We start from the raw sequence: 18195 nt of genomic DNA, 5'->3' as shown, positions 1-18195 counted from the left end.
AGATGATTTCAGGATGTATTCAGTATGGGAAAATAACCTGAAGCTTAACCATACCCATCAACAATTAACCCTGAGTTAACTTGGAAAAACAAAAAGAGGAGATGTTCCAGACAGCTCTTCGCGCAGCCTCTGAAACTTCTCCTCTTTTAAAGAAATTCTATATATCGCAGGGTGATATCCCCGCATATGTTTACTATTTTTACTTTACGCTGACTATACTTTGATCTCCAGCAATTCGTATTTGATGACGCCCATCGGAGCATTGACATGAATCACACTGCCCACTTCTTTGCCCATCAACTCTTTGCCCAGTGGACTCTCATACGAAATTTTGTTGTTCGATACATCCGCTTCCGCTGGACCGACCAGTTGATATTCGATCTTTTCAGCAAATTCAAGGTCGTTCAACAGTACTGTCGAGCCAATGCTTACCTGGTTGGAATCGATATTGTCTGCGCTGATGACTCTTGCTTTGGTCAACATCTTCTCCAGAATCAGTATGCGGGTCTCCATAAATGCTTGATCATCTTTGGCTGAATGATACTCACTGTTCTCCTTCAGGTCCCCGTAACTGATCGCAAGCTTCAAACGTTCTGCCAGTTCCTTGCGTTTCACCGTTTTCAGTTCCTTCAGTTCTTCCTCCAGCTTTTCCAAGCCTTCCTGTGTCAAAATCACTTCATCATTAGCCATGTTTTCCATCTCCTAATCCTGCTATCTATCTCTATTCTAACCTATTTCCACTCCAAACGGTTAACATACCCCGGAAAAAGAAACCAAACTCCCATATATCGAAATAACTCCACACTGGGAATATGATGTGCGTACCTTATAACTCCTATACTTTATGATCAGTTGATATTGTACCGGTACAATTAGAGTAAACACATGTGTGCATTTCAGATGTTCACTTATACAATGAGTTCAGGGCAGCAACATTCAAGACAATGACCTGCAGCCCATCATATGACTTGAGGTGATCGAGATGAATGTTACATTGACTCCAGCTGAAATAAACGCTTATCTGAAACGGATAGGCTTGGATACGATCAAGAAACCGACTTTAGAATTCCTTGCCGAACTGCAACAGGCACATATCCACCATTTATCTTGGCAAACGGTCGATATTTTTGCAGGTAGACCTGCGGGCATCGATCTGCAAGAATCCGTGCAACTTATTCTACAAGGACGCAGCGGTTACTGTTTCCATTTGAATGGCGCATTCAGTGTTTTACTTCATTCTCTTGGATATACATTGCATTGGCACCGGGCAGGCGTTCAGCCGCATGGAGAACAGCCGCGTGTGAACTCGTTCCATCTCGGTCTGTCTGTCTCTTTGCCAGATGCGTACCCGAATGTGGAACGTTGGATTGTAGATGTCGGTCTGGGGGGTATGCCTTTTGAACCTCTCCCTCTTCGTTACGGAACCTATGGACCTGCGCCGTTTACTTATACATTAATGCCTTCTTCCGTTGTTCTCGGAGGATGGAGGCTTGAATACGAGCCTAACGGACCAAGTAAGGGAGTCGATTATGATCCCGAGGAGCTTACCCTCTTGGAAGAGTTTATTCCCAAGCATGAATTCTACAGCCAATCCGTGGATTCGCCCTGGCATAATGCATTTTTGCTCCGTCAGAGAGATACCAGCCACAGCTATGAGCTCAGGGGATGCATGCTTCGCACGCATGGGATCGAAGGCATTAGCAAGACGGAAATTCAAACCTACAATGAGTGGAAAGACGTACTAACCAAGCTTTTCTATGAACCGTTAGTGAATTATACGGAACAAGAACGTAGGGAGATGTGGGATCGAATACAGTTTGCGCATGAAGAATGGAAAAAAACACAACTAGCCTGATCCACTGGGGAAAACGCGAGATAAGGATAAATATAGAGGAAAGCCTGTCATCCATGCCGAATACAACGTCAGGTGATAAATGATGATAACTATACAAGTACTGCAAGTACCCTCTGTGATACCCGAAGTATGCTGGGATCTTTTTCTGTCATCCGTCTCTGAGGAGCGGCGGGCACAGGCTTCTCGTTTTATACATCTGGCGGACACTTACCGCTCTGTTATGGGTGAAGTGTTAGCCCGTGTGAAGTTAAGCAAGTTGACTGGCCTAGGGCATGGAGAGATTACGTTTACCCGTAACAAATATGGCAAACCTGCCCTCACTCACGATGCTGATGTACAATTTAATGTCTCGCACTCCGGCGATTGGGTTGCACTGATTACCGGAAGTAAAGATGAGCTTGGTGTGGATGTGGAGAAAATAGCACCGATTGACCTGCAAATCGCAGAGCGTTTCTTCTCTTCATCAGAATGTCAATTATTGGATGGTAAGCCTGAGGTAATGAAGCGGGAGACCTTCTATCGTCTGTGGACGCTGAAGGAAAGTTATATCAAGGCTGTGGGCATGGGGCTCTCCATGCCGCTGGATTCCTTCGCTATTCTTCCCCATGTTCAGCAAGATGGAGAACTTGATTGGCGATGCAACCATGACGGGCAAATCGTTAGGCATCGCTTCTACAGTCATCCTTTGGATGAACAGCATATGTTCGCTGCCTGTGCTGCAGAAGGCGAGTTGCCAAACCAGCCCGAAATCGTGACGCTGGAAAGTTTATACACTGAATTGGTTTAATTTGCAAAAGAGGACCCCTTACGGAGTAAAAAGGAGCGAATCTATCCGGTGGTAAAGATCCCCGGCGGTTCGCTCCTTTTATCTGTAAACCCATATAACTGTAACGGTACGATTAGTCGCGGCTCCGCAGCTTGCTGAGCAGACGAAGGATTTCAATGTACAACCATACCAATGTGACCATCAACCCGAACGCACCGTACCACTCCATATACTTGGGTGCTCCTTGCTCTGCACCACCTTCAATAAAGTCGAAATCCAGTACCAGATTAAGCGCAGCAACAATGACGATCACAACCGAGATGCCGATCCCAATCAGACTATTTTCATGCAGATATGGAACCGTAATGCCGAACAAACCGAGCACAAAGCTGAGCAAATACATAATCATGATGCCGCCTGTTGCAGCCACCACACCTAGTTTAAAGTTCTCCGTTGCTTTAATTAATCTTGTTTTATAGGCCATTAACAGAGCAACGAATACAGCCATGGTCAACAAAGCCGCTTGCAAGGTAATTCCGTTATACAAGGACTCATAACTTGCCGAAAGTGCACCTAGGAACATTCCCTCTGCTACCGCGTAGATCGGTACAAGATAAGGAGATACCACCGGTTTAAACGAAATAATCAGCGCCAGAATGAAACCCACAATTAATCCGCCATAAGCAAGCGGCATCACTTCTTGTCCGTTAAAAAACATCATCCAGGTTGCAAATGCACTGCCCAGCAAGATGATCAACGTGATGAACGCTTTGTTCACTGTGCCGTTAATCGTCATGTAATTCTGGTATCGATCCTCTCCATATCCTCTGTTCTCAAACGTGCTGTCTTTAAGTGTAGGATTACCACTACGACCGATCAACACAATCACCTCTTCTTATGTATTTGGTATATCTGTGAAACTAAGGGCCTAGTGCTACTTCCTTGAAATGTGAACTTTTCAGCTCCTATAACTTGTTACGTAGAACTATATTTGCGAAGAGAATGGAATCGGATGCAATCATGGATTACATCCTTTCCATCTTTACACACACCTAGGACATATGTCCTAAGTATTTCAAGCTTACTTACTTGCTTGTGCATCTTGAATAACTTGAATAACTTAAATAACTTACCTGCTTACTTATACAGCACCTTGTCTACATTATACTTCGCCTGCATTGTGTTGATGATATAAGTCTCGTAAATTTCACGATCCATCGGATCTTCTACCAAGCAAACTTCAATCTTCGTGACTTCCTCACGGTGATTCTTGATTGGGGATACCGTATCTTCAAAATGCTTTTTGATTCGCGGTCTTAATTTTCGCGCTTTCCCGACAAATAACAACTCATCATCGGCATTATAAAACATGAAAATTCCGCCTTGCTCCCGTGTAATCAGGTGAAAATCCGTAAATCCGTAAATGTGGCTTAACTGCGGATTTTCCTGCTTTGTAATCGTCACATCTGGTGTTGGAACCGTAATCTGAATCATCCATTTCACTTCCTCTATATTCTCTAGAAATACATCCTAACACATATCATAATCCGACACCATTTCGAGTTAAATGAGGTACAATTCACGGAATTTTCGCTTTTGCGACAAATATTTCAAAAAAAAGGTTAACTTCCCTGATTCAAAGTGGTACTATAGGGGTATGAGGAAGAATTTGGGCACTGAGACATATGTCTTTGTATCCACACTCGTCTTATAGGCCTAACATGTTTTATCTTTTTCATACTGAATTCGGTGACGTGCACACGAGAAGAGTACAGTTAGTAAGAACCGTAGCTTTGTAGATTGTAGAATCACCATCTATACGAAAACCTATTGCAGCAAGCAGTGAATGGCAATAATTAGCCTTTTAAAGATTTCTTGTAATTACAGCACCAAGTTTATCATCTAGAATTAGAATCATATAGATCGCATAGAGCATAGCAAGTAGATCCACGTAGAATTATACAGCAGGTATTTTCTAGAGACTAGTCAGAAACGTAACTGTAGCTAGAACAGGATAGCATTACACCCTTAGAATTGAACAAGTTTCACCTCCAGCCCGGCATATGAGCCAGGGCTTTTTCCCGTTGTGCGTACAACTCAGGCCACCTTAGTTGCGAAACAGAGGTATCGTGGTTCTTTCTGCTGGGTTTATAATATGGCAAGATACCAGTAGAGGGAGTGATGGGATGTATTCCGATCTGCAATTGACGGAGGACCGCCCTGTATATATACAAGTCAAAGATTATTTAAAACGATTAATGTTAAAAGGCGGTCTGCAACCCAATCAGAAGCTACCTTCGACCCGTGAGCTGAGCACGCTGATGAAGGTAAGCCGCAGCACCATTTTGCTCGCCTATGCAGAGCTTGAAGAGGAAGGGCTTATTTATGCGCTCAAAGGTAAGGGGAATTACGTCAGCACACTTATTGAAACACAGCAGACCAATGCAATACATTGGCAACTAGACTGGACAGCAGAGGTAAGCGATTATGCAATTCAGGCAGAGCAATATGATCTGATGAAACACGGCTCAGGAGCCGAGCGCGGTGAAATTTCTTTCACCAGCATCGCTCCGGATGAAAAACTGTTTGATCTTCAAAATGTGAAACGGGCCTTCTTGGATCGCATGTCACTTGAAGGAGAAGTTTTACTAAATTACGGCTACGCGCAAGGATATAGACCGCTCATGAATTATTTGCTGCACTATATGGAGAACAAAGGGGTCGACCTTGCGGGCAAAGATATTTTGATTACGAACGGGTTTACGGAGGGATTTGACCTGGTACTTGGGGCATTGCGCAAGAAGAGCGGCAAAGCACTCTGTGAGAATCCCACACATCACACAGCCATCAAAAACCTGAAGTTGCACCAGTTTCAGTTAACTGGTATCCATATGGAACCGGATGGCCTTGATCTGAAGCAGCTGGAGCAAGAACTGGCTGGAAGCGCGTATGATCTGGCATATCTTGTGCCCTCGTATCACAATCCGACCGGAATCGTGACTTCACCCGCAAAACGAACTGAAATTATACGTTTAATGAACGAGTATCGAGTTCCGATCATTGAAGATGGATTTAACGAAGAGCTTCGTTATTCGGGCTCCCATGTCTCGCCCTTGATCTCCAGTATGGGTAAGGGTAATGGCCTTGTCTATCTTGGCAGCTTCTCCAAAGTATTGTTCCCCGGACTGCGTGTGGGCTGGATTATCGCCGATGTCGCATTGATCGATTATCTCGAAAGCATGAAGCGGGCACGCAGTATTCATACGTCTACTCTGGATCAGTCCCTGTTATATCAATATTTGAGCAACGGCAATTTTGAAAAATACCTGAAACGGGCTCGTACCGAGTACAAGCGAAAATATGAACTCGCTGTGCATTGTCTGAAACGGCATCTGCCAATGTGCCAAATATCCGGAGCAGGCGGCCTGCATCTGTTCGTGCAGTTTCCACCAGAGGTGCGAACAAGAGAGTTGCTGACCGCCTGTAAGGTAAAAGGGGTAACCTTTACTCCTGGAGATACCTTTTATCTGGAGCCAGGTCAAGGGCTTCACACCATGCGTCTTGGATTTTCCAGAGTCAGTGACGAGAACATCCGCAAAGGCATCCGTATTATCGGAGAAACGGTTGCGAGTATGATGTAAGGAATTTAGATAACTATAGGGAGGATTTTCACATGAGAGTCGGCGTTATTATGGGCGGAACATCTTCAGAGCGGGATATATCCCTGCTCACTGGACAGGAGATGATTGCGAACTTGGACAAAAGGAAATACGAGGTCGTACCGATTGAGTTAAATTCCAAACGGGATTTGATCGATAAATCGGACGGAATCGATGTAGCCTTGCTTGCCCTGCACGGTAAATACGGGGAAGACGGTACGGTGCAAGGCACGCTTGAATCCCTTGGCATTCCTTACACGGGTTGCGGTGTGCTTGCAAGCAGTGTATGTATGGATAAGGACATGTCCAAACGGCTCATGCGGCAAGCAGGAGTACTCACAGGAGACTGGCTCCAAGTGAACCGAATGCAAGATCTGTCCTCAGCGGCAGTCCAGCACTTAACGTACCCAGTCGTTGTCAAACCAAATTCGGGCGGCTCCAGCATTGGAACGCAGATTGTCCATGATCCATCATCCCTGCCTGCGGCGGTAGAAGCTGCTCTTGCCTGGGATGACAGTGTGATGATTGAGCAATACATTGAGGGTGAAGAGATTACCTGTGCAATTGTCGATGGTAAGATGTTACCCGTGATCTCTATTCATGCCAATGCTGCCTTTTTCGATTATGCAGCTAAATATGATGATAACGGTGCGGATGAGCAGGTCGTGCATCTCCCTTCTGAGTTGCATCAGCGCGTAGAAGCCGCTGCGTTAACTTGTTACAACGTACTTAAATGCAGTGTCTACGCCAGGGTGGATATGCTCATTCGGGAAGGTGTGCCTTACGTGCTGGAGGTTAACACCTTACCGGGGCTTACCCGAAACAGCCTGCTGCCCAAAAGCGCAGCCGCTGCAGGGATTTCTTTTGCCAAGTTGCTAGACACAATCATTGATCTGTCTCTCAAAGAACGTTCCGGGGAGTTGTCTCGTATATGAGTCTAGATGTAAATATCCGGCATAGCACCGATCAGGATTTGCAGGACATGGTGATTCTCATGGATCAGCTGGGATACCCAACAACCTACGCCGAGATGCAGGAAAGATATGCTCACATCGCCGCTGATGCCAATTTTACAACGTTGGCAGCCGAAGTGCGCGGACGTGTAGTGGGACTGCTCGGCATGCAGACATCCTATTCATATGAAAAGAACGGCAGACATTGCCGTATCATGGCACTGGTTGTTCATGAGCATTACCGCGGCTCCGGCATCGGCCGTCAGCTTCTACTCGCTGCTGAGCAGTGGGCAGCAGCACAGCAGGTGGACTCTATATCGCTAAACAGCGGTAATCGTGCCGATCGTGAAGCCGCGCATGCATTTTATCAGGAGATGGGTTATACCGCTGGCAGTACCGGATTCAGCAAAAAACCACAGCTGCTGCAACACAATTGAATGAGGTGTGGACGACCAGACACGACTGCCGCAACTTTATCGCGCGTATATCTTAGGATGCCATTCGCTGATATCTAAACCATAAAACATGCCCTCCCAAGCGCTAAAGTGGCTCGGAAGGGCATATTTATATTTCATTTTCTTATCTGATTGATATAGTACTTGGCAGATTGTGCACCGTCAATCGGAATGATGGCTCCGTTGATAAATGGCGATTCACCAGACAGCAAGAATGCAACCAGACGTACGACTTCCTCGGGATCACCCGGACGTTTGGCCGGGTTGTCCTTTACAAACTCTTTGGACGCCGGCTCCCAGTCATTCGGGTTAATCTGTTTGAATGAACCGATCACCTTGTCTGTCAAAATGGCTCCTGGAGCTACTGCATTGATGCTGATACCATGCTCCGCATATTCAATCGCAGCATCCTTGGTCATGCCAGCAACGGCATGTTTACTCGCCCCATAAGCGATCTGATTAGGCACAGCACGAATACCACCAAAGGAGGAGGTGTTGACGATGGAGCCCCCGCCTTGCTTTTTCATCACAGGAAGCACATGTTTCAGGCCATAAAATACACCTTTCAGATTAATGTCGATCACCTTGTTGAACATTTCGGTTTCATAGGTCTCGTTAACGCTGATTCAACAACTCATATGCCTCCATTAATCTCTCAATGGGAACGCCATTAATTTTCATTCCTGACACTTGGCAGGCCTCAAGCTCAACACCTGAAAGATCACAGTCGACAAAACGACTGTCTCTCAAATCACAATGTCTCCACTGCATTGGCACACGGTCTGCACCAAGATGTGTATCCTGAAACTGAACCCCGTCCAGCGCACAGAATTCAAACTTGGTGTTTGTTAAACGCAAATCTGCTAACAGCATTCCTGTCATATTCAAGTTCGTTAATTTGCTTCCACTCAGATTACAATCGGTGATGCGGCTGTTCTTCATTGTACTGGCGCTGTACCACATCGAATCCAGGTTCGCCTGAACGTGTTCTCGTTCCTTCACTGGATCATGCTGCCCGCTCCCGCCATCTATCTTCTTCTCATAACCATACTCAGACTCAGAGGCAGACATACGTACATACCCCAGCTTTTCGTAAAAATGATGATTACTCCGTTGCCGGCCAGAAGTCTCTAGCCTCCAGTGCCGAATATGAGGAAATGCAGTCTCCACCTGTCTGATTACTTGTGATCCTACACCGCGCCCTTGGCAGACAGGGTCGATATAGATTCTATCCAGCCTTGCAATTTCATGTCCAAGCACATTTATGCTTACGCCACCAATCGCACAGCCATCTGCTTCCACCACATAATAGTCCCACTCGCGAATCACATATTCATGGAGGCGAACTGCGTTATAACCCGGAGGACAAAGATTGCTATCCACGTGCTGCTCTCCGTTCGCCCAGACGTGCATGGCATGATCAAAGGCACGTGTGCAGATTTCCGTCAACACAGCGGCATCCTCGTGTTCTGCTCGGCGCAGGTTTATCGATAATGGTTTGGGTTTCATCCGCCCAGTGGCTTTCCCATTGGAGTGGGTGCTGTTAAGTTCAAAATAATCATAGACCTCCCCATCAGACAGGCATCTTCGATTCACATACTGGAAACCTGTATGCTCCAGCACTTTGCGAGAAGCCGGGTTATGTGTCTTCACAATGCCCACAATCCGGTTTAACGATGTATGTTCGAACAGATACGTCGTCAACGCTCGTACCGCTTCTGAGATATAACCTTTGTTGCGGTGATCGCGTGAAATGGCATAAGCTACCTCACGATCAGATGGATCAAGCATATCGTTTGGAAACACACCACACCAACCGATCAACTGCTGGCTCTCCTGATGAATCACCGCAAGCATAACCCGCACATCCTGCGGATTAAACTGTTTATAACTCCCTACAACAAACTGCAAAAATTCACTTAATTGCTCCTCAGTCATCTTCCAATCGGGTAACAGGTCGGTAATTTCAGGCTGATGTGTCAAGGTTGCCAGCGCGGCTTGGTCTTGCAAGGTAAAGGGACGTAACATCACTGTACTCGCAACAATCGTAAATCCATGATTCATATAAAACACCTCTTAGGGATTATTTTGCGATGACACGACAAAAAGGAGCACCTCCAATAGAGGTACTCCCGAATCGTTTCATCCTTTCAGATCAAACGCCGAAGCTCCTCGTAATGGGTCAAAAAAGGACAGACGTATCCCGTGTTGGTCTAACGGAATTTTTGCGCCTTGTTCTTTTCTACATCATTACGAGAAATCTGGCATTCTCTGAAATCCCCTTTCAATTCACGCATCGTTTATAGCTATCCACATTATATTATGGACGATCAATGAAAATCCAGCCTGTATCTTGTTCTTTTTCAATCGTGGCTCCCAGCGATTCAGCCATGAAGCGCAAAGGCACATAAGTCTTGCCGTTTTTGCCAACAAAGGCGGATTCCACCATCGTGACTTCTTGCCCCGCAACTGTTGCTTTCGGAGAATCTACCGTCAGTATGATCTCGTCTCCAGTGATGTCGTCAATGACAACGATCTGTTTCGAACCTTTCGTCCATTTCACTTCTGCATCCAATTGCTCGGACAGATACCGAAGCGGCACAAAGGTTGTATTTTTGACCGTCATTGCACCATTTTCTTCACTCGGATGAAGGAAGATACTTTTGGTTGTAATCTTCATCTCATTTTTCAGGAATTGATAAACAAACGAATTTGGATCAAAATTGCGAAGCACCTGACCCGGTGTAACTTCCCCTTCGGTCAGTTCCATCACACCACGGGAAGCATCCACTTCATCTATAGTGACCGCGCCGCCAATATTCCATAGCTCGCTGTCTGCGCTAACAGTTACAGCACGAACTGGCAAGTCTTCGGATGCAGGCACAGCAACCTTCAACGACATCTTTTGTTTACGAATATCCAGCTTGCTGTCGATGAAGAAGTCCATGTTCAATTTGGTTTCCGGACCAAATACCGTTTTCAGTTCAGTCGTATTTTGCAGCAGGTTGTTCAGCTCCTGATCATAGTTCACCAGAATGCTGTCCAAACCTTCTTTGATCATGGCATAGATGGATGTAACTGCTTCCTCCTTCGAATTAGGCACGATAGAAGTGATTCCTTCGTTCTCCATGCCTTCCAGACCCATATAGCTTTCAAATACAGGGTACAGCACATCATACAAGTCTCCAATCAACTGCTTGAGGCCTTGCTCATCCTTAGAGATACTTGTAAGGAACGGCTTAACCATCGCAAGCAGCTCTTCACCGTTAATCTCCATATGCAGCTTGTTCAGAGATAATGTTTCGCCATTTACAGCTTCCTGAACAGGGGTAACGGATATGTTTTTCGGATTGGATAGATGTTTCATGACAAAAGTTAATACCTTTGGAGAAAGCTCTTGCATCTGTTTCTCCAGCTCTTTTGTATCTATAGGAAGCAGCATCGTCTCTGCTCCCCCAAGTGTATCGAGAGATATGTAGACCGGTTTCTGTGCTCCATCCACATCGATGGTCATGCCCGACTTGTCCATAGACAGATGGAAAGGCAGTTTTGTGCCTTCAATACTCACTGATCCTTTGACCGATGCCGTATTCGTGTCCTTCATCTTGGCATGATCAATGTTGAGTGAAATGGAGTTAATACGTTTGATCATTTCGAGGTCTTCATCGGTTGCGAATTGTTTGTCCGGTTCTATGTTAATATGCATGGATTGTTTGGTTTCACCGGATTTTACCTTGGTGTTATTGACCATGGCTTGGCCAACATCAACTCCGCCCACAGCCTGACAACCTGTAAGAATAACCAGTAACAGGACAAGCGGTACTGCCATCCATTGGCTTAACTTTCGGCTCATAATTGGGATCTCCCCCTTAGCAAAATATGGTTCACTCCATATTATGAGGGCAGTTGGAAACAATGTAAACGGATACGCATAAAAATAGGCCAAATAGGCCGGAACACGTCCGGCCTTCTGGTTCTTCTATCACTCATATGTCATAACATGCGCGTGGAAACGTGCTGTTTCATGTAATATTTTCAGACTATTCCTGCTCCTGATCTGCCGCAGACTCTTCATCTTTCTCTTCATCTTTCTCTTCATCTGCTGGTGTTGCAGGGGTCTCGAATTGATCCGGTTCATCGTCTTGGATCGCTTTGTTCTCTTCGTTCTGATTTTGTGTCATAATCGCTCTCCCTCTTTTCAGCGGAATATCATCAAGGCACTGCCTTGTTTGTATTAATAACCGGATGGTGCATAAATCAAACATGGTGTTGTGATTTCTGCAAGTTGATCGAAGTTGATTGAAATGGTTATATCTTTTTTGCAACATCCTGCCCTTTTAGAAGACGTAAAAGATAATCCCGTTGCCGTTCTCTACGGTAACCTGAAACAAAGCCTGAATCGTATCTATCGTTTGCACAATCTCCTGAAAAATCTCTTCTTCTTCCCAGCCTTCCATGACGGGATATACCCCTTCAGCCAGCATCTTGTCCAAGCTAAAACGTGCCCTCACATCCTCAGGAGTAAGCTGCTCCAAGGCCATGTACGCTTCAAGAACCTGCTTGTTATTAATCAAGAACAGATCCATATCGGAATAGTTCCCTAAATACTGCTGACTAGCAAGCGGCACAACGTATCCTAGCGGAGGTTCTCCATCCAACAGGTTACCGTTCAACGTGAACTGAAGCATCTGCCACGTTTTATCAATATCCAGATCGACCTGACAATCATGTACACTAACCTCTCCAGATTGAATAGAATTCAACAACTCATCGGTTACTACCACATATCTGCCCGACATGCCCATCGCGTTATCCCTCCTGACATTTCCTTCTATTGTTCCCCATTAACCGTGCATGTTACATCAGAATCGGGGTAAAAAGGAAAAAGGGCACCATAACGTCACCAGAAGATGCTCATGTGGGGAGAATAAACGAATCATTTCCAAGGAGGAGAACCGGATGAAAAAATTTGACTACAGTCTTAATTACGAGGAACTCGATCTGCGCAAGCAGCCTGAATTATATACCGTTGGCCGGGGCGAGCAAGGGGTACTCATGGTGGAACCTTACAAAAGTGAGATTCTGCCGCACTGGCGGTTCAAAACACCAGAAATTGCGACAGAGTCATCGGAGAAGATCTATGAACTATTTTTGGAGTATAAGAAGCAGGGGGATTTCATTGGCATGGATATGGCTCGCAAGTTTTTACAGATGGGCTACACTCGGGCGAGACGTTATACCAATCATAAAGGCGGGCGTAAATATTCGAAGAAGGATGGCTCGATCCTGCCTTATCAGAACGACCCGGTGAAGGCGGAAGCAGCAGCTATTTTCAAAGCGCAATGGGAAGTAGCGAAGAAAGACCCCGACTACGTGAAGATGATGAAGCAACATCGGGAAAAGTACGAGTCAGAGGAAGGCTAGGCGCATATTTGAAATCATTGACTTGTGGAAACATATGGTTCAGAATCTATCTTGTTACTGTTTACTTTTCACCACTATTTTGAAGAAAAGAGGCGCAGCCGACTATGACAGATTCGTTTATACAATTAAACACAGGCCAGAATACCAACATCAACGAATGTGCTCAGCTTCAGGTGACCATCAAGTGCACATCCGCTCCCTCTGCCTTGGATGTTAGCTGTTTCATGGTAAACGAAGCAGGAAAAGTGCCGTCAGACGACTATTTTGTATTTTATAATCAGAAGGCAGACCCACATCAAAGTGTACTTCTGCAACAGGTAGAGGACTGGCAATCCACTTTTGTACTGGATACGCATAAATTACGGCAGGCCTCTGTAGAAAAATGTGTGTTCACGGCTACACTCGATGCGGGACATACATTCGCCAATGTTCGTACATGCCAGGCGGTTGTTCAAGCGGGTTCCCAGCAGATTACGTATGAAATTACTCAGGCTACCGCAGAAACAGCACTTATTTTCATTGAAGTTTATAAGCATCGTGACGGATTCAAAGTTCGTGCAATTGGCCGTGGTTTCTTTGGTGGATTGAAGCCGCTGGCAGAATCTTACGGGGTGGAGATTGAAAGTAACGATGCCTCGGAAGCCGAACAGGCTCTGATCCAAGCACAAGCTGAAGTTGCAGCATCCTCTTCCCAAACCACTGCACCTGTTGCTGAATCAGTCCCGAGTCCTCCACCACTAAACTTGACCAAAATCGATCTTCTCAAGCATAAAGTAACCCTGTCTCTCCAAAAGAAAAAGGTCGAACCTATTCAGGCACGTGTTGCCGTTGTATTCGATGCATCAGGCTCTATGTACCATCTGTATCGTAAAGGCATCGTTCAAGAAGCCTTTGAGCGTATACTGGCGATTGCATCTGCATTTGATGATAACGGTGAATTAGACGTATGGTTCTTCGCCAAAGACTTCTTACGTGCTCCCAGCGTAACGGCACAAGATTTTGAGAATTATATTACACGTACATATACATTAGGAAGTAAAGGCGGTACCAATAACGAACCCCCTGTTATACAGGATGTCATTCGCAAGTACACCGTCGAGGAACCTAATGTAAAGATTCCAACGTATATTATCTTTTTTAGCGATGGCGGGGTGAGCCAAAAAGGAAAAATCTCGAAGCTTATTACCGAAAGTTCAACCAAAAATCTGTTCTGGCAATTCGTTGGCTTGGGGAGAGCCAATTACGGTGTTCTGGAGAATCTCGATGAGATGAAGGGACGTTTCATTGATAATGCTAACTTCTTCGCACTGGACGACATTTCAAAGATCAGCGATGAAGAATTGTATGATCGCCTGCTCAACGAATTCCCAAGCTGGATCAAAGAAGCTCGGGCCAAAGGCATTCTGGGCTAGAGGTTACAGCATTCATCCCCTCTGGCCAATTCAGATTTGTAGCTTTTCAGCTTTGCAATCTTAGAATCGTGGTCTTAACATGCTTCCGACAATTCGCAGCATGGACTTGCGTGGCATGAGGCGGGAGAACTGTGCTGTCCAGTAATTCCGGGCACCCGGTACTGCATATGGCTTGCCTTTCTCCAGTGCCCTCATGGCCACTTCCACGACATGCTCAGGTGTATCACGTTTGCCTACAGAAGCTTCATTAGCACCTACCACATCAAAGAACGGCGTCTCGGTTGAACCCGGACATAAGGCCAAAAATTGAACACCGCGCTTCCTGTTTTCCTCATATAACGCCTCTGTAAAAGAAAGTACAAACGCCTTCGTCGCACCATATACAGCCATATACGGATCCGGTTGAAAGGCTGCTGTCGAAGACACATTAATAACAGCGCCATTCTCCTTCTGTAACATGCCTGGCAAGAAAAGATGCGTCATGTTTGTTAAGGCCAATACGTTCAACATAATCTCATCCTGCTGCCGCGAACCTTGCACTTGTTCAAAGTATCCATGAGTAGCGAAGCCAGCATTATTGATCAGGATATCAATCTGTATTCCCCGTTTCTGGCATTCCTCATATACCTTGTGTGGTGCGTCTAATTCGGAGAGATCCGATACAATCACCTCGGCTCTCACCTGATATGTACGTTGTATTCGTTCTGCCAATTGTTCCAGTTTGGACTCCGTTCTTGCTACCAGTACAACATGGTTACCCCTTGAAGCCATTTCGAGTGCAAAAACTTCACCTATTCCTGAAGAAGCTCCTGTAATAAGTGCCCATTGATGTGGTTGTTTTATCATTTTTCATCCATCCTCTACATTGAGTATAAACATATGATTCTATTAGGAAACAACGTTTCCTAATAGAATCATCGTAACCAAATCTCATGATTATGTCAAATTACATCTGTTATACTTAATTTAAGAACATCATGCCTACTCTGTCAGGTCGGATTAAATTGACGTGATCTGGCCTATAACAGTAGAATGACCATAAGAAAAGGAAATGCCCTGGTTTCTGTTTAACAATAATACGGTTATGAGGATGAAATAAATGAAGGATATACTTTCGGGGTCCGCGGAATCTGCACATACAGTAACAACCTTTCAGGAAGCAAGGCTGCAACACTCGGATAATCTTCGGCAAAATGTTGTACATGCCGCTGCTGCTTTATTACAAGAACACGGACCCGAAGCTGTCACGGTACGCCGCGTAGCTGAACGCATGGAATGCTCTACCAAGATCATATATAATCTTTTTGGCAAGAAAGAAGGGTTAGCCAAACATCTATATTTAGAGGGATGTTCTCTCATGGCCCAGCGTTTTGAAGCTGTACCCCGGCAAGCATCGTTTGAACAATATTTCCGTGACCTGGCTTACGCCTATTGGGACTTCGGCATTTCTCAAACCAGCTTCTATCAGCTGATGTTTGGAGGTTCTTTTTCCGAATTCAAACCGGATGGAGAGACGTTACAGGGAACGGCGACTGCACTCAAGCAAGTGTCGGCGTTAGTTGAGGGAGCGATTGAACAAGGAAAGATTCAGGTGCAAGACCCCTTGCTTGCGGTGCGCATGATCTGGGCTCCCTTACACGGTGTGATTCATCTGTACCTGGGAGGACATATTGAAAACGAAGAAGCTGCCAAAACCCTCTATGACCATACGTTATCGATGGTCGTAGATTCCCTTGTGAGCACATCTGCGAATGGATAAAAACAGAATTTGTGCATACAGAAACGATTAAAGACAAGCATAAAAGGAGCCTATCCGTTGGTGTAATACACTTAGGATAGGCTCCTTTGCTATTCTATTTCCTGTGTGCATGGATAGATCGATTCATATCCAATACACCCCTCTTTGCGTCCTTATTCGTTCTCCGCTTCCCAGCGCGCGATTTCTTCACGAACTTTTGGCGCTACTTCTTTGCCAAGCAATTCAATGGCACGCATAACTTCATCATGCGGCTGTGTGCCGAGCGGAGTGTGCAGCATGAAACGTGTAATGCCAACCTCTTTGCGCAGATAGATGATTTTCTCAGCGACGGTGTCCACATCCCCTACGTACAATGCACCTTCCAGGCTGCGTGCCGCATCAAATGTTTCTCTGCCATAATGTCCCCATCCGCGTTCACGTCCAAGCTGGTTCATTACCGCTTGTGCAGGGCGGAAAAACTTTTCTACCGCTTCATCGGTTGTATCGGCAACAAAGCCGTGGGAGTGGGAAGCAACGGTTAACTTGGAAGCGTCGTGTCCAGCGTGTGCAGCAGCTTTTTTGTACAGCTCCACCAGAGGGGCGAACTGTTTCGGGCGGCCACCAATAATCGCAAGCACAAGTGGCAATCCGAGCAGACCTGCACGGACAACCGATTCCTGATTACCGCCACTGCCAATCCAGACCGGAAGCTTCTCCTGTACCGGGCGCGGGTAGATGCCCAGGTTGTTGAAGGAAGGGCGATGCTTGCCCGACCAGGTTACTTTTTCCGACTCCGTCAGTTTCAGAAGCAGATCCAATTTCTCGTCGAACAATTCATCATAGTCGCCCAGATCATAACCGAACAACGGGAACGACTCGATAAATGAGCCACGTCCGGCCATAATCTCTGCACGTCCATTCGAAATACCGTCGAGTGTCGCAAAGTCCTGAAACACACGTACTGGATCATCTGATGACAACACCGTTACCGCACTGGTCAAGCGAATGTTTTTCGTCTGCGAAGCTGCTGCTGCCAGAATGACCGCCGGAGATGAGGCTGCATAGTCCGAACGATGATGCTCCCCTACGCCGTATACATCCAGACCCACTTGATCTGCCAAAACAATCTCTTCCACCACATCACGAATACGTTGTGCGTGGGTTATTAGTTTTCCTGTATTAACATCCGGATTTGTTTCCACGAATGTACTGATTCCGATTTCCATAGTATGTTCCTCCCTGTGTATGAAGCGATCCGTCGTTCATCTAACCTATTGTAAGTAGATCACCTTTTGTTATTTACCTTTATATTGGACTATTTCGAGCAAAAATACAAGTACCCTCTGTTTCCAGAGGGCACTTTTCTTATTACATCAGGATCACTTTAGGAGTATTTCCATAGAGTTTAGATTAATAACGGCGCCTGTTTGTTTCATAAAATTGAAACCCAAAATCCCGTCAATCTCCAAACCATAATCCATGCTTCCGATCTCAATTTCAAATTCTTCCACAACAGTTCCATCTTCCGGAATCATTCCGATATCCATAACCACATCTGCGTTTAATAATGTACTAGCCGACCCTGTATCAAGAAGTACTTTCTTCAGCGTAAGTTTTTTACCTCTGTAAACCAGTTGTACACTTATAAAGGGCAATCCATAAATATCTGCTATCTTCATCTAGGACCTCTTATTCCAACATACCTTTCTCTAGCCACAACTTCAGAACGTGAGGTATGAAAAAAACAATATTCCCGATTAGGTTCTTCCTGATGCAATTCGCTATATCGTTTCAAGGCCTTTGTTGAATCAGTAAATGAATCTATAACAGCCATTTCTTCAATATAACGTTGACCTTCTTGCGAATAGGCCTTCGTCGCTTCAAAAACAACCCACTCATTCGGGAAACGTTCTTGAACCTCTTTCCATTGCAT

General features: G+C 45.5%; 20 protein-coding genes. 8 read left to right on the top strand and 12 right to left on the bottom strand.

Translation table 11 applies throughout. The features are described 5' to 3' along the window. Nucleotides 1–213: 213 nt before the first annotated feature. Nucleotides 214–690: a transcription elongation factor GreA gene (gene greA / locus EC604_RS09515; RefSeq protein WP_123063945.1), complete on the bottom strand. Its 477-nt coding sequence runs from the start codon at nucleotides 688–690 to the stop codon at nucleotides 214–216. A gap of 292 nt (nucleotides 691–982) precedes the next feature. On the opposite strand from greA, the gene EC604_RS09510 reads away from it, so the two are divergent. Then, the gene (locus EC604_RS09510; RefSeq protein ID WP_123063944.1) at nucleotides 983–1855 is read left to right on the top strand and encodes an arylamine N-acetyltransferase family protein; all 873 of its coding nucleotides are present in this window, start codon (nucleotides 983–985) and stop codon (nucleotides 1853–1855) included. Nucleotides 1856–1937: 82 nt separating this feature from the next. Next, entirely contained in the window at nucleotides 1938–2642 is a 705-nt protein-coding gene (locus EC604_RS09505; protein ID WP_161556897.1) for a 4'-phosphopantetheinyl transferase family protein, read from the top strand. Between the two features lie 112 nt (nucleotides 2643–2754). Here EC604_RS09505 and EC604_RS09500 read toward each other — a convergent pair whose 3' ends face one another. Next, nucleotides 2755–3501, bottom strand: a complete 747-nt coding sequence (locus EC604_RS09500; protein ID WP_123063942.1) for a Bax inhibitor-1/YccA family protein — start codon at nucleotides 3499–3501, stop codon at nucleotides 2755–2757. A 257-nt stretch (nucleotides 3502–3758) separates the two neighbouring features. After that, the gene (locus tag EC604_RS09495) at nucleotides 3759–4115 is read right to left on the bottom strand and encodes a nucleotide excision repair endonuclease (protein ID WP_123063941.1); all 357 of its coding nucleotides are present in this window, start codon (nucleotides 4113–4115) and stop codon (nucleotides 3759–3761) included. Between the two features lie 692 nt (nucleotides 4116–4807). Here EC604_RS09495 and EC604_RS09490 point away from each other — a divergent pair. From EC604_RS09490 to EC604_RS09480, 3 genes are read left to right on the top strand one after another with little or no spacing between them, the layout of a single operon-like run. After that, nucleotides 4808–6262 carry a PLP-dependent aminotransferase family protein gene (locus EC604_RS09490; RefSeq protein WP_123063940.1) on the top strand — a complete coding sequence of 485 codons (1455 nt, stop codon included), beginning with the start codon at nucleotides 4808–4810 and terminating at the stop codon, nucleotides 6260–6262. A gap of 32 nt (nucleotides 6263–6294) precedes the next feature. Continuing rightward, nucleotides 6295–7215, top strand: a complete 921-nt coding sequence (locus EC604_RS09485; protein WP_123063939.1) for a D-alanine--D-alanine ligase — start codon at nucleotides 6295–6297, stop codon at nucleotides 7213–7215. After that, entirely contained in the window at nucleotides 7212–7670 is a 459-nt protein-coding gene (locus EC604_RS09480) for a GNAT family N-acetyltransferase (RefSeq protein ID WP_123063938.1), read from the top strand. The genes EC604_RS09485 and EC604_RS09480 overlap by 4 nt, the downstream gene beginning before the upstream one ends. A 134-nt stretch (nucleotides 7671–7804) precedes the next feature. Here EC604_RS09480 and EC604_RS09475 read toward each other — a convergent pair whose 3' ends face one another. The 5 genes from EC604_RS09475 to EC604_RS09460 all read right to left on the bottom strand — a co-directional run bounded on the left by EC604_RS09475 (nucleotide 7805) and on the right by EC604_RS09460 (nucleotide 12487). Beyond that, nucleotides 7805–8284 (bottom strand): SDR family oxidoreductase, encoded by a 480-nt coding sequence (locus tag EC604_RS09475; protein WP_240036749.1) that lies wholly within the window; start codon nucleotides 8282–8284, stop codon nucleotides 7805–7807. Between the two features lie 19 nt (nucleotides 8285–8303). Then, nucleotides 8304–9752 carry a GNAT family N-acetyltransferase gene (locus EC604_RS09470; protein WP_123063937.1) on the bottom strand — a complete coding sequence of 483 codons (1449 nt, stop codon included), beginning with the start codon at nucleotides 9750–9752 and terminating at the stop codon, nucleotides 8304–8306. A 256-nt stretch (nucleotides 9753–10008) separates the two neighbouring features. Then, the gene (locus EC604_RS09465; protein ID WP_123063936.1) at nucleotides 10009–11541 is read right to left on the bottom strand and encodes a copper amine oxidase N-terminal domain-containing protein; all 1533 of its coding nucleotides are present in this window, start codon (nucleotides 11539–11541) and stop codon (nucleotides 10009–10011) included. A gap of 187 nt (nucleotides 11542–11728) precedes the next feature. Next, complete coding sequence (locus EC604_RS29865) at nucleotides 11729–11869, bottom strand: hypothetical protein (protein WP_161556896.1); 141 nt, start codon at nucleotides 11867–11869, stop codon at nucleotides 11729–11731. A 156-nt stretch (nucleotides 11870–12025) separates the two neighbouring features. Next, entirely contained in the window at nucleotides 12026–12487 is a 462-nt protein-coding gene (locus tag EC604_RS09460) for a DUF1877 family protein (RefSeq protein WP_205127920.1), read from the bottom strand. Nucleotides 12488–12647: 160 nt separating this feature from the next. Here EC604_RS09460 and EC604_RS09455 point away from each other — a divergent pair, with 160 nt between their 5' ends. Together EC604_RS09455 and EC604_RS09450 are read left to right on the top strand one after the other, a co-directional pair. Further along, nucleotides 12648–13112, top strand: coding sequence for a DUF4385 domain-containing protein (locus EC604_RS09455; RefSeq protein ID WP_123063934.1), 465 nt, complete (start codon nucleotides 12648–12650; stop codon nucleotides 13110–13112). 104 nt (nucleotides 13113–13216) lie between these two features. Continuing rightward, a complete protein-coding gene (locus tag EC604_RS09450; protein WP_123063933.1) occupies nucleotides 13217–14524 on the top strand; it encodes a VWA domain-containing protein in 1308 nt (435 codons plus the stop codon). 60 nt (nucleotides 14525–14584) lie between these two features. Here the strand turns inward: EC604_RS09450 and EC604_RS09445 are convergent, their stop codons facing one another. After that, nucleotides 14585–15370 (bottom strand): SDR family NAD(P)-dependent oxidoreductase, encoded by a 786-nt coding sequence (locus EC604_RS09445; protein ID WP_123063932.1) that lies wholly within the window; start codon nucleotides 15368–15370, stop codon nucleotides 14585–14587. A gap of 253 nt (nucleotides 15371–15623) precedes the next feature. Here EC604_RS09445 and EC604_RS09440 point away from each other — a divergent pair, with 253 nt between their 5' ends. Next, complete coding sequence (locus tag EC604_RS09440) at nucleotides 15624–16283, top strand: TetR/AcrR family transcriptional regulator (RefSeq protein WP_123063931.1); 660 nt, start codon at nucleotides 15624–15626, stop codon at nucleotides 16281–16283. A 152-nt stretch (nucleotides 16284–16435) separates the two neighbouring features. Here the strand turns inward: EC604_RS09440 and EC604_RS09435 are convergent, their stop codons facing one another. The 3 genes from EC604_RS09435 to EC604_RS09425 all read right to left on the bottom strand — a co-directional run bounded on the left by EC604_RS09435 (nucleotide 16436) and on the right by EC604_RS09425 (nucleotide 18195). Further along, nucleotides 16436–17488: an LLM class flavin-dependent oxidoreductase gene (locus EC604_RS09435; protein WP_123063930.1), complete on the bottom strand. Its 1053-nt coding sequence runs from the start codon at nucleotides 17486–17488 to the stop codon at nucleotides 16436–16438. 153 nt (nucleotides 17489–17641) lie between these two features. Then, complete coding sequence (locus EC604_RS09430; RefSeq protein ID WP_123063929.1) at nucleotides 17642–17941, bottom strand: hypothetical protein; 300 nt, start codon at nucleotides 17939–17941, stop codon at nucleotides 17642–17644. Continuing rightward, nucleotides 17938–18195, bottom strand: coding sequence for a hypothetical protein (locus EC604_RS09425; protein WP_123063928.1), 258 nt, complete (start codon nucleotides 18193–18195; stop codon nucleotides 17938–17940). Before EC604_RS09425 ends, EC604_RS09430 begins: the two co-directional genes overlap by 4 nt.

The sequence above is a fragment of the Paenibacillus amylolyticus genome (genome assembly GCF_003719335.1).
Classification (GTDB): Bacteria; Bacillota; Bacilli; order Paenibacillales; family Paenibacillaceae; genus Paenibacillus; species Paenibacillus amylolyticus_D.
The sequence above is the reverse complement of the archived record's forward strand: the minus strand, read 5'-3'. Positions and strand labels throughout refer to the sequence as shown.

Excerpts from the sequence above, each read along its gene's own strand:
- greA (WP_123063945.1), bottom strand. The coding sequence starts at position 690 with ATGGCTAATGATGAAGTGATTTTGACACAGGAAGGCTTGGAAAAGCTG.
- EC604_RS09475 (WP_240036749.1), bottom strand. The coding sequence starts at position 8,284 with ATGTTCAACAAGGTGATCGACATTAATCTGAAAGGTGTATTTTATGGC.
- EC604_RS09485 (WP_123063939.1), top strand. The coding sequence starts at position 6,295 with ATGAGAGTCGGCGTTATTATGGGCGGAACATCTTCAGAGCGGGATATA.
- EC604_RS09495 (WP_123063941.1), bottom strand. The coding sequence starts at position 4,115 with ATGATTCAGATTACGGTTCCAACACCAGATGTGACGATTACAAAGCAG.
- EC604_RS29865 (WP_161556896.1), bottom strand. The coding sequence starts at position 11,869 with ATGACACAAAATCAGAACGAAGAGAACAAAGCGATCCAAGACGATGAA.
- EC604_RS09505 (WP_161556897.1), top strand. The coding sequence starts at position 1,938 with ATGATAACTATACAAGTACTGCAAGTACCCTCTGTGATACCCGAAGTA.
- EC604_RS09490 (WP_123063940.1), top strand. The coding sequence starts at position 4,808 with ATGTATTCCGATCTGCAATTGACGGAGGACCGCCCTGTATATATACAA.
- EC604_RS09460 (WP_205127920.1), bottom strand. The coding sequence starts at position 12,487 with ATGTCGGGCAGATATGTGGTAGTAACCGATGAGTTGTTGAATTCTATT.
- EC604_RS09430 (WP_123063929.1), bottom strand. The coding sequence starts at position 17,941 with ATGAAGATAGCAGATATTTATGGATTGCCCTTTATAAGTGTACAACTG.
- EC604_RS09440 (WP_123063931.1), top strand. The coding sequence starts at position 15,624 with ATGAAGGATATACTTTCGGGGTCCGCGGAATCTGCACATACAGTAACA.
- EC604_RS09450 (WP_123063933.1), top strand. The coding sequence starts at position 13,217 with ATGACAGATTCGTTTATACAATTAAACACAGGCCAGAATACCAACATC.
- EC604_RS09465 (WP_123063936.1), bottom strand. The coding sequence starts at position 11,541 with ATGAGCCGAAAGTTAAGCCAATGGATGGCAGTACCGCTTGTCCTGTTA.
- EC604_RS09480 (WP_123063938.1), top strand. The coding sequence starts at position 7,212 with ATGAGTCTAGATGTAAATATCCGGCATAGCACCGATCAGGATTTGCAG.
- EC604_RS09455 (WP_123063934.1), top strand. The coding sequence starts at position 12,648 with ATGAAAAAATTTGACTACAGTCTTAATTACGAGGAACTCGATCTGCGC.
- EC604_RS09435 (WP_123063930.1), bottom strand. The coding sequence starts at position 17,488 with ATGGAAATCGGAATCAGTACATTCGTGGAAACAAATCCGGATGTTAAT.
- EC604_RS09470 (WP_123063937.1), bottom strand. The coding sequence starts at position 9,752 with ATGAATCATGGATTTACGATTGTTGCGAGTACAGTGATGTTACGTCCC.
- EC604_RS09510 (WP_123063944.1), top strand. The coding sequence starts at position 983 with ATGAATGTTACATTGACTCCAGCTGAAATAAACGCTTATCTGAAACGG.
- EC604_RS09445 (WP_123063932.1), bottom strand. The coding sequence starts at position 15,370 with ATGATAAAACAACCACATCAATGGGCACTTATTACAGGAGCTTCTTCA.
- EC604_RS09425 (WP_123063928.1), bottom strand. The coding sequence starts at position 18,195 with ATGCAATGGAAAGAGGTTCAAGAACGTTTCCCGAATGAGTGGGTTGTT.